At 75.6% G+C, this 14,189-nt stretch carries 18 protein-coding genes and 1 riboswitch; of the genes, 17 read left to right on the forward strand and 1 reads right to left on the reverse strand.

Going from position 1 to position 14,189, the window contains the following annotated elements:
• Window positions 1–8 precede the first annotated feature (8 nt).
• The 12 genes from fmt to ACH9EU_RS09930 all read left to right on the forward strand — a co-directional run bounded on the left by fmt (window position 9) and on the right by ACH9EU_RS09930 (window position 9,618).
• Window positions 9–932: a methionyl-tRNA formyltransferase gene (gene fmt / locus ACH9EU_RS09875; RefSeq protein ID WP_396413758.1), complete on the forward strand. Its 924-nt coding sequence runs from the start codon at window positions 9–11 to the stop codon at window positions 930–932.
• On the forward strand, window positions 929–2,497 hold the full coding sequence (locus tag ACH9EU_RS09880) for an RsmB/NOP family class I SAM-dependent RNA methyltransferase (RefSeq protein WP_396413759.1): 1,569 nt from the start codon (window positions 929–931) through the stop codon (window positions 2,495–2,497). Before fmt ends, ACH9EU_RS09880 begins: the two co-directional genes overlap by 4 nt.
• Before the next feature lie 30 nt (window positions 2,498–2,527).
• A complete protein-coding gene (gene rpe, locus ACH9EU_RS09885) occupies window positions 2,528–3,193 on the forward strand; it encodes a ribulose-phosphate 3-epimerase (RefSeq protein WP_396413760.1) in 666 nt (221 codons plus the stop codon).
• 158 nt (window positions 3,194–3,351) lie between these two features.
• Window positions 3,352–3,508, forward strand: a riboswitch (FMN riboswitch).
• Between the two features lie 104 nt (window positions 3,509–3,612).
• Window positions 3,613–4,671: a bifunctional diaminohydroxyphosphoribosylaminopyrimidine deaminase/5-amino-6-(5-phosphoribosylamino)uracil reductase RibD gene (gene ribD, locus ACH9EU_RS09890; RefSeq protein ID WP_396413761.1), complete on the forward strand. Its 1,059-nt coding sequence runs from the start codon at window positions 3,613–3,615 to the stop codon at window positions 4,669–4,671.
• Window positions 4,672–4,763: 92 nt separating this feature from the next.
• Window positions 4,764–5,435, forward strand: a complete 672-nt coding sequence (locus tag ACH9EU_RS09895; protein WP_396413762.1) for a riboflavin synthase — start codon at window positions 4,764–4,766, stop codon at window positions 5,433–5,435.
• Entirely contained in the window at window positions 5,432–6,097 is a 666-nt protein-coding gene (ribB, locus tag ACH9EU_RS09900; RefSeq protein WP_396413763.1) for a 3,4-dihydroxy-2-butanone-4-phosphate synthase, read from the forward strand. The genes ACH9EU_RS09895 and ribB overlap by 4 nt, the downstream gene beginning before the upstream one ends.
• A complete protein-coding gene (locus tag ACH9EU_RS09905) occupies window positions 6,094–6,795 on the forward strand; it encodes a GTP cyclohydrolase II RibA (protein WP_396413764.1) in 702 nt (233 codons plus the stop codon). The genes ribB and ACH9EU_RS09905 overlap by 4 nt, the downstream gene beginning before the upstream one ends.
• A complete protein-coding gene (gene ribH, locus ACH9EU_RS09910) occupies window positions 6,792–7,271 on the forward strand; it encodes a 6,7-dimethyl-8-ribityllumazine synthase (protein ID WP_396413765.1) in 480 nt (159 codons plus the stop codon). The genes ACH9EU_RS09905 and ribH overlap by 4 nt, the downstream gene beginning before the upstream one ends.
• A gap of 82 nt (window positions 7,272–7,353) precedes the next feature.
• Window positions 7,354–7,617 carry a phosphoribosyl-ATP diphosphatase gene (locus ACH9EU_RS09915; RefSeq protein WP_396413766.1) on the forward strand — a complete coding sequence of 88 codons (264 nt, stop codon included), beginning with the start codon at window positions 7,354–7,356 and terminating at the stop codon, window positions 7,615–7,617.
• A 58-nt stretch (window positions 7,618–7,675) separates the two neighbouring features.
• The gene (gene hisG / locus ACH9EU_RS09920) at window positions 7,676–8,524 is read left to right on the forward strand and encodes an ATP phosphoribosyltransferase (protein ID WP_396413767.1); all 849 of its coding nucleotides are present in this window, start codon (window positions 7,676–7,678) and stop codon (window positions 8,522–8,524) included.
• A 41-nt stretch (window positions 8,525–8,565) separates the two neighbouring features.
• Window positions 8,566–9,330 (forward strand): imidazole glycerol phosphate synthase subunit HisF, encoded by a 765-nt coding sequence (gene hisF, locus ACH9EU_RS09925; protein WP_396413768.1) that lies wholly within the window; start codon window positions 8,566–8,568, stop codon window positions 9,328–9,330.
• Between the two features lie 90 nt (window positions 9,331–9,420).
• Window positions 9,421–9,618, forward strand: a complete 198-nt coding sequence (locus ACH9EU_RS09930; RefSeq protein WP_396413769.1) for a hypothetical protein — start codon at window positions 9,421–9,423, stop codon at window positions 9,616–9,618.
• 132 nt (window positions 9,619–9,750) lie between these two features.
• On the opposite strand, the gene ACH9EU_RS09935 is transcribed toward ACH9EU_RS09930, so the two are convergent.
• Complete coding sequence (locus ACH9EU_RS09935; protein ID WP_396413770.1) at window positions 9,751–10,284, reverse strand: hypothetical protein; 534 nt, start codon at window positions 10,282–10,284, stop codon at window positions 9,751–9,753.
• Window positions 10,285–10,413: 129 nt separating this feature from the next.
• On the opposite strand from ACH9EU_RS09935, the gene ACH9EU_RS09940 reads away from it, so the two are divergent.
• The 5 genes from ACH9EU_RS09940 (at window position 10,414) to ACH9EU_RS09960 (ending at window position 14,176) form a co-directional block, all read left to right on the forward strand.
• The gene (locus tag ACH9EU_RS09940) at window positions 10,414–11,133 is read left to right on the forward strand and encodes a Pr6Pr family membrane protein (RefSeq protein WP_396413771.1); all 720 of its coding nucleotides are present in this window, start codon (window positions 10,414–10,416) and stop codon (window positions 11,131–11,133) included.
• 10 nt (window positions 11,134–11,143) lie between these two features.
• Window positions 11,144–11,524 (forward strand): phosphoribosyl-AMP cyclohydrolase, encoded by a 381-nt coding sequence (gene hisI / locus ACH9EU_RS09945; protein ID WP_396413772.1) that lies wholly within the window; start codon window positions 11,144–11,146, stop codon window positions 11,522–11,524.
• 47 nt (window positions 11,525–11,571) lie between these two features.
• On the forward strand, window positions 11,572–13,176 hold the full coding sequence (locus tag ACH9EU_RS09950; protein ID WP_396413773.1) for an anthranilate synthase component I: 1,605 nt from the start codon (window positions 11,572–11,574) through the stop codon (window positions 13,174–13,176).
• A complete protein-coding gene (locus ACH9EU_RS09955) occupies window positions 13,166–13,765 on the forward strand; it encodes a Trp biosynthesis-associated membrane protein (protein WP_396413774.1) in 600 nt (199 codons plus the stop codon). Before ACH9EU_RS09950 ends, ACH9EU_RS09955 begins: the two co-directional genes overlap by 11 nt.
• Window positions 13,766–13,912: 147 nt before the next feature.
• Window positions 13,913–14,176 carry an HGxxPAAW family protein gene (locus ACH9EU_RS09960; protein ID WP_396413775.1) on the forward strand — a complete coding sequence of 88 codons (264 nt, stop codon included), beginning with the start codon at window positions 13,913–13,915 and terminating at the stop codon, window positions 14,174–14,176.
• Window positions 14,177–14,189: the final 13 nt, after the last annotated feature.

Below are 14,189 nucleotides of genomic sequence, written 5' to 3' on the forward strand. Positions count from 1 at the left end.
GGAGAGACGTGAAGATCCTCTACGCCGGCACGCCGTCCGTCGCCGTGCCGCCCCTCGTCCACCTCGCCGAACGGCCCGACGTGGAGATCGTCGCCGTCCTCACCCGCACCGACGCCCCGGTGGGGCGCCGGAAGGTGCTCACGCCCTCGCCCGTGGCCGTGGAGGCGGAGCGGAGGGGCCTGCCCGTGCTGAAGGCCAACCGCGTGGACGGGCCGCTGACCGAGCGGATCCGGGACCTGGGTGCCGAGATCGCCGCGGTGGTGGCCTACGGGGCGCTGGTCCCGCAGCCCGCCCTCGACGCCCTCCCGCACGGCTGGATCAACCTGCACTTCTCCCTGCTGCCGAGGTGGCGCGGCGCGGCACCCGTCCAGCGCGCCCTGATGGCCGGGGAGACGCTCGTGGGTGCGACCACCTTCCTGCTCGAGGCCGGCCTCGACACCGGGCCGGTGGTCGGGAGCATGACCGACGAGGTCCGGCCGGACGACACCGCCGGCACCGTTCTGGAGCGGCTCTCCCGCACGGCGGCACCGCTGCTGGGCGACTCCCTGCGCGCCGTCGTCGACGGCGCCGCCCGCCCCGTCCCGCAGGAGGGCGAGGTGACCCATGCCCCCAAGCTGAGCGCCCAGGACGGGCGGGTCCGCTGGACGGACCCCGCCGTGGCCGTGGCGCACCGGGTGCGCGGGGTGACCCCCGAGCCCGGGGCGTGGACGGAGCTGGCGGGCCGGCGCTTCAAGCTCGACCGCGTCGTGCCCCGCCCGGACCAGCGTGACCTCGCCCCCGGGCAGTGCGTGCTCCGGGGGAGCGCGGTGCTGGTGGGCACGGGGTCCTACGCCGTGCAGCTGACCGAGGTGCAGCCCTCCGGCAAGCGACCGATGGACGCCGCCGCCTGGGCCCGGGGCCGGGGCGCGGAGGACGAGGTGGTGTTCGCGTGAACGACCGACGCGGTGGAGCGGACCGGCGACCGGGCGGTGAGCGACGTCCGGGCGGTGACCGGCGCAACGCCAGGGGCCACGAGCGCAACCGGCGGGCGCAGTCCGAGCGGAGCTTCTCGACGGCCGCGCCCGGACGCCGGACGCGCCGGGCGGACCCGGCCCGGCTCGCGGCGTTCGAGACCCTGCGCGCGGTCTCCGAGGAGGGGGCCTACGGCAACCTCGTCCTCCCGAGGCTGATCCGCGGCCACCACCTGGACCGCAGGGACGCCGGCTTCGCCACCGAACTCGCCTACGGCGCGCTGCGCTGGCAGGGGACGTGGGACGCGGTGCTCGCCCGCTGCGTCGACCGCCCGCTCAGCGGCCTCGACGGCCCGGTCCTCGACGCCCTGCGCCTGGGCGTGCACCAGCTGCTGGCCATGCGCGTTCCCGACCACGCCGCGATCGACCAGACGGTCGGCCTGGTGCGCGCCGTCGTGGGGGCGGGCCCGGGCGGGCTCGTCAACGCCGTCCTGCGCAAGGTCGCCGCCCGCGACCTGGCGGCGTGGGTCGCCGAGCTGACCACCGACGTGGCCGACGACGCCGCCCGCCTGGGGCTCGCGCACGCCCACCCCGCCTGGCAGGTCCGTGCGCTGCGCCAGGCGCTCGTGGCCCACGGGCGGGACGCCGCGGAGCTCGAGGCCCTGCTGGCCGCGGACAACGCCCCGCCGGTGGTCAACCTCGTGGCCCTCCCCGGGCTCGGGGACCTCGCCGAAGCCCTCGCGGGGGGCGCGCGGCCGGGGGACGTCGTCCCCGGCTCGGCGCTCAGCAGCGGGGGAGACCTGCACCGGCTGGAGTCGGTGCGCTCGGGCGGGGTGCGCGTGCAGGACGCCGGGTCGCAGCTGGTGGCGCTCGCCCTGGCCTCGGCCGGGGGCGGCGGCCGGGACGGGGAGCGGTGGCTCGACCTGTGCGCCGGGCCCGGCGGCAAGGCCGCACTGCTCGGGGCGCTCGCCGCGCGGCGCGGCGCCCACCTGACCGCCAACGAGGTGGCCCCGCACCGGGCCGAGCTCGTCCGCCAGGCGCTGCGGCCCGTCCCCGCGCCGGCGTGGACCGTGCGGACCGGGGACGGCCGGGACGTGGGGGAGCTGCTGGGCGGCCGCCCCGCGGCGGAGGCCGGCTTCGACCGCGTCCTCGTGGACGCCCCCTGCACGGGGCTGGGCGCCCTGCGGCGGCGACCCGAGTCCCGCTGGCGGCGCAGTCCCCGGGACCTGGCCGAACTGGGTCCGCTGCAGCGCGAGCTGCTGCGCGCCGCCCTGGACGTCGTGCGCCCCGGCGGGCTGGTCGGCTACGTCACGTGCTCCCCGCACGCGGCCGAGACGCTGGCCGTCGTCCAGGACGTGCTGGGCGAGCGCGACGACGTCGAGCTCGTCGACGCCCTGGGCCCGGCCCGGGAGGCCGCGCTGCCCGGAGCCCTCGAGGGCGACCGCGATCCCTCGCGCCCGTGGGAGGGCGGCCCCGCGACCGTCCAGCTGTGGCCGCACGTCCACGGCACGGACGCCATGTTCCTGGCCCTGCTGCGCAGGCGCTGACCCTTGCCGACCACCACTCCAGGAGACTCCGTGCCCCGTACCTGCATCCATCCCTCGATCCTCTCCGCCGACTTCGTCAACCTCGAGGCCGAGCTGGAGCGGATCGCCACCGCCGACGCCGTGCACGTGGACGTGATGGACAACCACTTCGTGCCGAACCTCACGCTCGGGCTGCCCGTGGTGGAACGGGTGCTGGCCGTCAGCTCGGTCCCGCTCGACGTGCACCTGATGATCGAGGACGCCGACCGCTGGGCGGTCGGCTACGCCGAGCTCGGCTGCGAGTCGGTCACGTTCCACGCCGAGGCCGCCCGGGCGCCGATCAAGCTGGCCCGGGAGCTGCGCGCCCACGGCGCCCGGGCCGGGATGGCCCTGCGCCCCGGGACCCCGGTGGAGCCCTACCTGGACCTGCTCCCGGAGCTCGACATGCTGCTGGTCATGACCGTGGAGCCCGGCTTCGGCGGGCAGGCGTTCCTCGAGGTGACCCTCCCCAAGATCCGCCGGGCCGCCGAGGCGATCCGCGCCGGCGGCGGCCGGGTCGCCCTGCAGGTCGACGGGGGCATCACGGAGCACACCATCCTGCGGGCCGCGGAGGCCGGGGCCGACACCTTCGTGGCCGGCTCCGCCGTCTACGGCACGGGCGACCCGGAGGCGGCGATCACGGCCCTGCGCGAGGCCGCCCGCACCCGCCGGCCCTGAGCGGCACCGGGGACCGCGGCGACCCGCCGTGACGCGGGGCGTGTCCCGAGCGGGGCCCCACGCCCCCGGCGACGGGGCCGTCGGCGGGCCGTGAACCGGTCCGCCGGCCCCGCCGGGGCCCACGCACGCCGTGCCCTGTGCCATAATCGGGTCACGAACAACGTGTTCCGGGGTCGGTGGAAGTCCGAACCGGCGGTCACAGTCCGCGAACCGGACGACCACGTCCGTGCGGGGCCCCGCACCGCACGGTCGTCCGGCCGAACCGGTGGAACTCCGGTACCGACAGTCACAGTCTGGATGGAAGGCAACACGTTCAACGGCCTCCGCGGCGCGCCCGCGGCGCACGCCCGGACCGGAACGGTCCCGGCTGCGGCACCGTTGTCCTGCGCCCCGGAACCGCCCCGGGAAAGGACGACGAGATGGACCCGCAGCACCGGCCCGGCGACGACGCCGAGCGGTCGATCATGCGGACCGCCCTGCACGAGGCCGGGCGGGGACCGCGCGGGGCCAACCCTCTCGTCGGCGCGGTGCTCGTCGACGGCTCCGGCCGGGTCCTGCACGCCGGCCACCACCGCGGGGCCGGCACCGTCCACGCCGAGGTCGACGTCCTCGAGCGCGCCGCGTCCGCGGGCACGGACCTGCACGGGACCACGATGTACGTCACCCTGGAACCCTGCAACCACTGGGGCCGCACCGGCCCGTGCGCCGAGGCCATCGTCGAGGCCGGGGTGCCGCGGGTGGTCTACGGGGCGCCCGACCGCACCGCCGCCGCCGCGGGGGGCGCCGCGACCATGCGTGCCGCCGGCCTCCAGGTGCGCGGCGGGGTGCTCGCCCGGGAGACGGAGCTCCTCAACGACCGCTGGGGCGAGACCATGCGCGCGCAGCGCCCGTTCGTCTCCCTCAAGGTCGCCCAGACCCTCGACGCCCGGATCGCGGCCGCGGACGGGACCAGCCGGTGGATCACGTCGTCGTCCGCCCGGGAGCACGGCCACGACGTCCGTGCCCTCGCCGACGCGGTGCTCGTGGGCACGGGCACCGTCCTGGCGGACGACCCCCGGCTCACGGCCCGCACGGGGGACGGGGGAGCGGTCCCCCGGCAGCCCCTGCGCGTGGCCATGGGCCTGCGCCCCGTGCCCGCGCGGGCGGCGATGCGCGGGACCGACGGCCGGTTCCGGCACGTCACGACGCACGACCCCCACTCCGCCCTGGCGGAGCTCTACGACGCCGGCGTGCGCCACGTGCTCGTCGAGGGCGGGGCCACGGTCGCCGCGGGCTTCCTGCGCGCCGGGCTCGTGGACGAGATCCACCTCTACCAGGCGCCGCTGCTGCTCGGCGCGGGGCGGCCCGCGTTCGCCGACCTGGGGGTCGGCACCCTCGCGGAGGCCGCCCGCTGGCGCCTGGACCCCACGGGGGACGGACCGGTGCGGCAGCTGGGCCCCGACCTGTGGGTCCACCTGCGGCCCGAGCCGGAGCGCTGAACGGGCCCCCGGACCCGTCCGGCGCGCCCGCGCGGACGACCCACCACAGGACCGACCACACGACCCACCACAGGACAGAGGACCAGGAGAACATGTTCACAGGAATCGTCGCCGGCCAGGGCACCGTGCGCCGGCTGGAGACCCGCCCGGACGGCGCGCTGCTGCTCGTCGACGCCGGCCCGCTCGTGGCCGACCTCCCGCACGGCGGCTCCCTGGCCGTCAACGGGGTGTGCCTGACGGCCACCCGCACCGGGGAGCTCGGACCCGGCCAGTTCCTCGCCGACGTGATCGGCGAGACCCTGGCCCGCACCACCCTCGGCACGCTGGCGGAGGGGGACGTCGTGAACCTGGAGCGCTGCGTGCCGGCCGGCGGACGGCTCGACGGGCACGTGGTCCAGGGCCATGTCGACGGCACCGGCACCGTCGCGGCCCGCGAGGACCTGGGGGACTGGGAACGGGTGCGCGTGGCCGTGCCCGCGGAGCTCGCCCCCTTCGTCGCGGAGAAGGGCTCGATCGCGGTCGACGGCGTGTCCCTGACCGTGACCGCCGTCAGCGAGCCCGGCGCCGCGGAGCCCTGGTTCGAGGTGGGGCTCATCCCGGCCACCCTGGCCGAGACCACGCTCGGTCGCCGCCCCGTGGGCTCGGCCGTCAACCTCGAGGCCGACGTCCTGGCGAAGTACGCCCAGCGGCTGCTGGCCTTCGCCCGGACGGAGAGCACACCGCAGGGACCCGCCGCGGGTCCCGCGACAGGAGAAGGAGCATGATGCGCAGCAGCACCCACGAGGGAACGGGTCCCGCGGACACCGGGGACGTCCGCCTCGACCCGGTCGACCGGGCCGTCGAGGCCCTCGCGCAGGGGCGCCCCGTCGTGGTCGTCGACGACGCCGACCGCGAGAACGAGGGGGACCTCGTCTTCGCCGCCCAGCACGCCACCCCGGAGCTCATGGGCTTCACCGTCCGGCACAGCTCCGGGGTCGTGTGCGTGCCCATGACCGGGGCACGGGCCGACGCCATGCGCCTGCCCCCCATGGTCGACGTCAACGAGGACTCGAAGGGCACCGCCTACACCGTCACGTGCGACGCCCGCCACGGGGTCACCACCGGCATCAGCGCCGCCGACCGCGCGGTCACCGCCCGCGTGCTCGCCGACCCCTCGGCCGGGGCCGCCGACATCACCCGGCCCGGGCACATGCTGCCGCTGCGCGCCGCCGACGGCGGCGTCGCGGCCCGCCGCGGGCACACGGAGGCCGCCGTCGAGCTGTGCGCGCTCGCGGGCCTGGAGCCCGTGGCCGTCATCGCGGAGCTCGTCCACGACGAGGGGCCGATGATGCGCCTCCCCGCGCTGCGGGCCTTCGCCGACCGGCACGCGATGCCCCTCGTGAGCATCGAGGACCTCGCCGAGCAGCTGCAGGAGGGACGCCGATGACGCCCGACGCACCGATGGTGAGCTCCGAGCCCGTGGTCGTGCCCACCCCCGAGGGCCGCTTCGAGGTGATCGGCTGGCAGCTGCCGCAGCGGCCCGGGGAGGCGATGACCGAGCACCTGAGTCTGACCGCCCCGGCCTCCGACCGCGTGCCCGTGGGGCAGCCCCCGCTCGTGCGGCTGCACTCCGAGTGCCTGACCGGCGACGTCTTCGGCTCCTACCGCTGCGACTGCGGCCCGCAGCTGCACCTGGCCCTGCGGCGCATCGCCGACGACGGCGGGACCCTGCTCTACCTGCGCAACCACGAGGGCCGCGGCATCGGCCTGGTGAACAAGCTGCGCGCCTACAAGCTCCAGGACGCGGGCGCGGACACGGTGGAGGCCAACGAGCTGCTCGGGCTGCCCGCGGACGCCCGGGACTACACCGCCGCGGCGGCGATCCTGCACCGGCTGGAACTGACCCGGATCCGGCTGCTCAGCAACAACCCCGCCAAGGCCGAGCACCTGGCCGAGCTGGGCATCGAGGTCATCGACATGGTGCCCAACGAGGTCCCCGCCCGCCCCGAGAACCACGACTACCTCGCGACCAAGCGCGACCGCATGCGCCACCTGCTGCGGCACGTGGACGACCCCGCCGGCCACCCGAGCGGGCCGGCGGCGCCCGTCGGCCGGACCGACAGCACAGGAGACCTCATCCCATGAGCGGACACGGAGCACCCGACATCGACCTCGGCGGCACCGACGCGGCCGGCCTGCGCGTCGTCGTCGTCGCCTCGAGCTGGCACACCGAGATCATGGACGGGCTGCTCGACGGCGCCCGCCGTGCCCTCGCCGACGCCGGTGTGGCCGGGGCCCGCGTGGTGCGGGTGCCCGGCAGCTTCGAGCTGCCCGTCGCCGCGGCGCGCCTGGCCCCGGGCGCGGACGCGGTCGTCGCCCTGGGCGTCGTGGTCCGGGGCGGAACCCCCCACTTCGACTACGTGTGCTCGGCCGCGACGCAGGGGCTCACGGACGTCACCGTGCGCACCGGGGTGCCCGTGGGCTTCGGCGTCCTCACGTGCGACACGGAGCAGCAGGGGCGGGACCGGGCGGGACTGGAGGGCTCCCAGGAGGACAAGGGGTACGAGGCGACGGCCGCAGCGGTGCAGACCGCCCTGCTGCTCCGCTCGCTGGGCGTCTGAGCCGGATCCGCCCCCGTGCTCCGGCCCGGCCGGGACGCGGGGGCGGTCGGGACCGGTCCCCGGACCCATTACCCTGGTAGTCGTGAAAACCTTCGAGTCCCTCTTCGCCGAGATCAGCCACAAAGCCGGAACCCGCCCGGAGGGCTCCGGCACGGTCCGGGAGCTCGACACCGGAGTGCACGGCATCGGCAAGAAGATCGTCGAGGAAGCCGCCGAGGTGTGGATGGCGTGCGAGTACGAGACCTCCGAGCAGGCCGCGGAGGAGATCTCGCAGCTGCTCTACCACCTGCAGGTGATGATGGTCGCCAAGGGCCTGAGCCTCGAGGACGTCTACACCCACCTGTGAGCGCCCCCGCGCCCGCACCCCGCCCGCCCAAGCACCGAAGAAGCCGAGAAGGAACCCCATGCTGCGTGTCGCAGTGCCCAACAAGGGCGCCCTGTCCGAGTCCGCCGTCACGATGCTCAAGGAGGCCGGCTACCGGCAGCGCCGTGACTCCCGGGAGCTCGTGCTCGTGGACCCCGAGCACCAGATCGAGTTCTTCTACCTGCGCCCGCGGGACATCGCCGTCTACGTCGGCGGCGGGACCCTCGACGTCGGGATCACGGGACGGGACCTGCTGCTGGACTCCGGGGCCGACGCGGAGGAGGACCTCGCGCTGGACTTCGCCCGCTCGACCTTCCGCTTCGCGGGCCCCGCGGGCGAGTTCGAGAGCATCGGGCAGCTGCAGGGCAGGCGGGTGGCCACGAGCTACGACGGCCTGCTGCGCGACTACCTGTCCGGGCGGGGCGTGGAGGCGGACGTGGTCCGGCTCGACGGCGCCGTGGAGTCCTCCATCCGCCTCGGCGTGGCCGACGCGATCGCCGACGTCGTGGAGACCGGCAACACCCTGCGCGCGGCCGGCCTCCAGGTCTTCGGCGACCCCATCATGACCTCCGAGGCGCTGCTGATCCGCAGCCGCCGGGCGGCCGAGGAGCCGGAGGGGCTCGCCGTGCTGCGCCGTCGCCTGCAGGGGGTGCTGGTGGCCCGGCGGTACGTGATGATGGACTACGACGTCGCCGAGGAGCTCGTCGAGGCCGCCACCCAGATCACCCCCGGCATGGAGGGGCCCACGATCTCCCCGCTGGGCCGCGGCAACGCCTGGGCCGTGCGCGCCATGGTCCCGAAGGCCGACACCAACAAGGTGATGGACGCCCTCTACGAGGTCGGGGCCAGGGCGATCCTGGTCTCCCCGATCCAGGCCGCCCGCATCTGAGCGCCCACCGTCCCTTTCCCGCACCCGAGGAGGTTCCGCCCGTGGGCGTTGCCGTGAGAGTCATCCCGTGCCTGGACGTCGACGCCGGCCGCGTCGTCAAGGGCGTGAACTTCGAGAACCTCCGCGACGCCGGCGACCCCGTCGAGCTGGCCAAGCGCTACAACGAGGCCGGCGCCGACGAGCTGACGTTCCTCGACGTCACGGCCTCCTCGGCGGCCCGCGCCACGACCTTCGACGTCGTCTCGCGCACCGCCGAGCAGGTCTTCATCCCGCTCACCGTGGGCGGCGGCGTCCGCGAGGTCGCCGACGTCGACCGGCTGCTGCGCTGCGGTGCGGACAAGGCGTCCATCAACACCGCCGCCGTCGCCCGCCCGGGCGTCATCGACGAGATCACCGGCCACTTCGGCAGCCAGGTCCTCGTGCTCTCCCTCGACGCCCGGCGCACGGGCAACACGCCCTCGGGGTTCGAGGTCACGACCCACGGCGGGCGCACCCTCACCGGGATCGACGCCCTGGAGTGGGCCCGGGAGGCCGAGGACCGCGGGGTGGGCGAGATCCTGCTGAACTCCATGGACGCCGACGGCACGCGGGAGGGCTTCGACCTCGAGATGATCCGTGCGGTGCGGGAGCGGGTGCACGTGCCGCTGATCGCCTCCGGGGGGGCGGGCGCGCCCGGGCACTTCCCGCCCGCCGTGGACGCCGGGGCCGACGCCGTGCTGGCCGCCTCGATCTTCCACTTCGGCCCGGTGGACGCGATCGCCGAGGTCAAGGACGCCCTGCGGGCCGCCGGCCACGAGGTCCGCTGACCCGCCCGTAGCCGTGGCGGTCCACCGCGCGTACAGTCGGAAGCGAGCTGACGACAGTCGCTCGACCGATCCACGACGAAGGAGTTCACCGTGGGACTGAACAGCATCATCAGGGGTCTCACCGGGCGCGGCGCCGGCGGCACCGGGCGCGGCGCCGGCGGCACCGGACGCGCCGCCGGCGGTCGGCGGGGCACGCGGGGGATCAACACCGCGGGCCAGGCCGGTGCGGGCCGGCCGGGCGGCCGGGGTCTGGGCGGCAAGCTGAGGGGCTTCCTCCGCCGACGCTGAGACCGGTGGCCGGAACCGTGCCGAGCGCGCCCCTCGGGGCCCGCCCGGCACCTCCGTGCCGGGCGGGGGCGCTCTCCTGCGGCCGTCCGGGCAGGACGGGCCGCCGGACGGGACGGGGATCAGCGCCGGGGATCAGCGCCGACCGGGGTCCCGGCAGGTCGACTCGAGCCAGTCCCGCACAGGGACGAGGGCCTCGTCGAGCTGCTCCCCGTCGAAGCGCGCGTCCGGATCCTCCTGGAGCTCCTCGCCGTAGGTGTCGACCAGCAGCTGCACCCGCGCCAGGTCCGCGGCGATCTCCGGGGGCACGGTGGCGCGCACCGACGCGACCTCGTCCTCGACCGCCTGCACGCGCTCGACCGTGGGGTCCGCGGAGAGGTTGGCGGGCAGGAGGGCGAGGACGAGCAGGTCCTCCGCGACGGCCGCGCACGCCTCGGCGCGGTCCGGGTAGGCGCCCCACGGTCCGCCGGGCGTGCCCGTGCTCGGGGCCGCGGTGGGCGTGGCGGTGGGGTCCGAGGGGGACGGTCCCGAGGGGGACGGGCTCGGGGACGACGTCGTGGCCGGGTCCGTCGGCCCCCCGCCGGGCTCCGCGCAGCCGCCGAGGACCAGCGCCGCCGCCGCGGCCGCCAGTGCGGGGCCGCGCCGCCGCGTCGTCGTCCTGGGGTGCATCGTCGTTGGTGTCCCGCCCGCCGTGCCGAATCGATCCTCCGTCCACCATAGGCCCGGGCGCGCGCTCCGGCGAGGGGCGCGCCCGGCTCCTATGCTGGAGGCCGGACGGCTGGGAGGAGGCCATCGGCAGTGCTACTGGTCGTGCTCGTCGCCGCGCGGGCCGCGGCCCTGACGGTGGCGGTCTGGGCGCTCGTGTCCCGGGCGGACTGCGCGTTCGTCACGCGCACGTGCCTGGGCTCCAACCTCTTCAGCTACTTCACCATCCACAGCGCGTTCCTGCTGATCCTCGCCGTGCTGCTGACCGTGCTGTTCACCGTCTCCGGGCGGCCGGAGCCGGGGTGGCTGACGGCGCTGCGAGCCCTGGCCACCACCTACACCGTGGTCTCCGGGGCCGTGTTCGGCGTGCTGATCGCCAACGCGGAGATGTTCGGCCACCTCTTCCTCGTGCCCCTGTCCTCGAAGGTCATCCACTTCGTGCTTCCGGTCTACGCCGTGGCCGACTTCCTCCTCGCCCCCGGCCGGCACCGGATCCGGTGGGCGAGCACCTGGCTGGCCACGGTCTTCCCCGCCCTGTGGGCGGTGTACACGCTCGTGCGCGGGCGCATGGTGGGCTGGTACCCGTACTTCTTCCTCGACCCCTCCGTCGTGGGCGGCTACCACGCCGTCGGGACGTACGCACTGGGCCTGTCCGTGGTGATCCTGGCGGTCGCGTTCCTCACCGTCGCGGCGACCAGGCTCCCCGCCGTCCCGGAGCACGCCGTGCACCGGCGGCGCCGCGCCCGGCCGGCCGCCGCCGGGCGCCCTGCCGCCGGACCCCGGCCGGGACGGAGCACGCCGAGGGGTCGTTAGGATGGGTCCGATGAGCGAGCAGACCCCGGACCCCGGACCCGACGTCCTCGACCCCGCCGTGGCGCGGCGCCTCAAGCGCGACGCCGGCGGGCTGGTGGCCGCCGTGGTGCAGCAGCACGACACCAAGGAGGTGCTCATGCTGGGCTGGATGGACGACGAGGCCCTGCGCCGGACCCTCACGGAGGGCCGCGTGACCTTCTGGTCGCGCTCCCGGCAGGAGTACTGGCGCAAGGGCGACACCTCCGGGCACGTCCAGCGCGTGCACAGCGTGAGCCTCGACTGCGACGGCGACGCCCTGCTCGTGCAGGTCGACCAGACCGGGGCCGCCTGCCACACCGGGACCCGCACCTGCTTCGACGGCCGCGACCTCGGCGCCGTCCCCGCCGTCTGACCGGCACCCCCGTTCCCACCCGCCACCAGGAAGTCAGGTCGACACCCATGCAGGACCTGGGCACCATCAGCCCCACCCTCGAGGAGTTCCGCGAGCTCGCGGCGCAGCGCCGCGTGATCCCCGTCCGCGTCAAGATCCTCGCCGACGCCATGACCCCCATCGGGCTCTACCGGGCGCTGGCCCTCGAGGGCGGCGCCGCGCGCCCCGGGACCTTCCTCCTCGAGTCGGCCGCCGAGGGCGGCGTCTGGTCCCGGTACTCCTTCGTCGGCGCGAACTCGCGGGCCACGCTCACCGCGAAGGACGGGCGGGCGCACTGGATCGGGCAGGCCCCGGCCGGTGCGCCCACGGGCGGCGACCCCGTCGTGGCCCTGCGGGACACGATGGCCCTGCTGCACACGGAGCGCTTCGACGACGTCCCGCCGCTGACCTCCGGGCTCGTGGGCTTCGTGGGCTGGGAGGCCGTGCGCCGCTGGGAGAAGCTGCCGCACCCGCCCCAGGACGACCTGCGGATCCCCGAGCTGGCCATGAACCTCGTCTCGGACATCGCGATCCACGACAACACGGACGGCACCGTCATGCTGGTCGCCAACGCGATCAACTTCGACGACACCCACGAGCGGGTCGACGAGGCGTGGGCCGACGCCGTCGACCGGCTCCACGCGATGCTCGAGAAGCTGGCCCGCCCGCCCGGGCGGGGGGCGGTGTCCACGCTCACCGGCGCGGACGAGATCCGCGACGACCTCGAGGCGAAGGTCGACCAGAGCTGGGACCGCTCCCTGTTCATGGACGCGATCGTGCGCGGCAAGAAGGCCATCGTGGACGGGGACATCTTCCAGGTGGTGGTCTCCCGCCGCTTCGAGACCGAGTGCACGGCCGACTCCCTGGACGTCTACCGCATGCTGCGGGCCATCAACCCCAGCCCGTACATGTACCTCTACAGCTTCGAGGACGCCGACGGCCGCCCGTTCTCGGTCGTCGGCTCCTCACCGGAGGCCCTCGTGACCGTGACCGGGGACCAGGCGGTGACCCACCCGATCGCGGGCTCCCGCCCCCGCGGGCGGACCGTGGACGAGGACCTGGCCCTGGAGCGGGACCTGCTCCAGGACGAGAAGGAGCGCTCCGAGCACCTCATGCTCGTGGACCTCGCCCGCAACGACATCTCCAAGATCGCGGTGCCGGGCTCCGTGGAGGTCACGGAGTTCATGGAGGTCGAGCGCTTCAGCCACATCATGCACCTGTGCTCCAACGTCGTGGGCCGGATGCGCCCGGACGTCACCGCGTACGACGTCCTGGCGGCCACGTTCCCCGCCGGCACCCTCTCGGGGGCGCCCAAGCCCCGGGCGCTGCGCCTGCTCGACGAGTACGAGCCGCTGCGCCGGGCCGTCTACGGCGGTGTGGTCGGCTACCTCGACTTCGCCGGGGACATGGACATGGCCATCGCCATCCGCACCGCGCTGCTCGTGGACGGGAAGGCGTACGTGCAGGCGGGCGGCGGGATCGTGGCCGACTCCGACCCCGAGACCGAGGCCCTCGAGTCGCTGAACAAGGCCACGGCCCCGCTGCGCGCGGTCATGCTCGCCGAGCGGCTGCACGGCCTCGACGTCGAGGCCGTCACGGCCGGCCCCCGGAGGGACGCCGTCCGTGGCCGGTGACCCCCTCGGCGGGACGCCCCGGGCCTCCCGCCGCTCCACCGTGGTGCTCACGACCCTCGCCGCCGCCCTGGCCGTGTTCGCGTGCTCGGCGGCCACGTGGGTCACGGCCACCGTGCGCACCACGCTCGAGCCCGTGACCGTCGAGGTCGCGGGCTCCGAGGCGGCGCCCGCGGTGACCGCCCTCGGCCTGGTGGCCGCGGCCGGCGCCCTGGCCACCGCCGTGTCCGGCCGGGTGCTGCGCGCGGCCGTCTCCGCCGTCGTCGTGCTCGCCGGCGGGGGAGCCGCCGCCGCGTCGGTCGCGGTGGCGGTCGACCCTGCGGGCGCCGCCCGCGGCGCGGTGGGGGAGTCCACGGGGATGATCAACGCCGGGGGCCAGTTCGCGGTCACCGCGTGGCCGTGGGTCGCCGCCGCCGCGGCCGTGCTCGTGGTGCTGTGCGGGGTCCGGGCGCTCGTGGCGGGCCGGTCCTGGACCACGGCCCGGCGCTACGAGCGGACCGGCACGGAGAGCTCTCCCGGAGCCCCGGCCCGGCGCGGGGACGAGATCGACTCCTGGGACGCCCTCACGGAGGGCCGGGACCCCACGGCCTGAGCCGGCCCGGCCGCGGCGCGTGCACCGCACCGGCCGCAGGGTGGCACAATGGTGGCGAGACAGACCGTCAGCAACTGCCGCGCGCCCGCCGGGGCCGCGGCGCCGGGGCCGGACGGGCTCCGGCAGGGACATCGGGAGTGCAGGAACATGGCAAACGGAAACGAGATCGTCCTCGACCACACCGGCTTCGTGGGGCACGGCAACACCCTTGCCGCCTGGGTGACCGTGGGCATCATGTCGCTGGGCTTCACCGTCGGCACGGTGGGCTTCACGCTGGGCAGCAGCACCGTGCTGATCATCGGCGTCGTCCTGCTCGTGGTGGGTCTCGTCGCCGGTCTCGTGCTCCGCTCCATGGGCCACGGGGCCGGTTCCGAGCAGCGCAAGCACGAGGCCAGGAACCACCACGCCTGAGGACGGGCCGGCG

The sequence above is a fragment of the Kocuria rhizosphaerae genome (assembly GCF_044462265.1).
GTDB lineage: Bacteria > Actinomycetota > Actinomycetes > Actinomycetales > Micrococcaceae > Kocuria > Kocuria rhizosphaerae.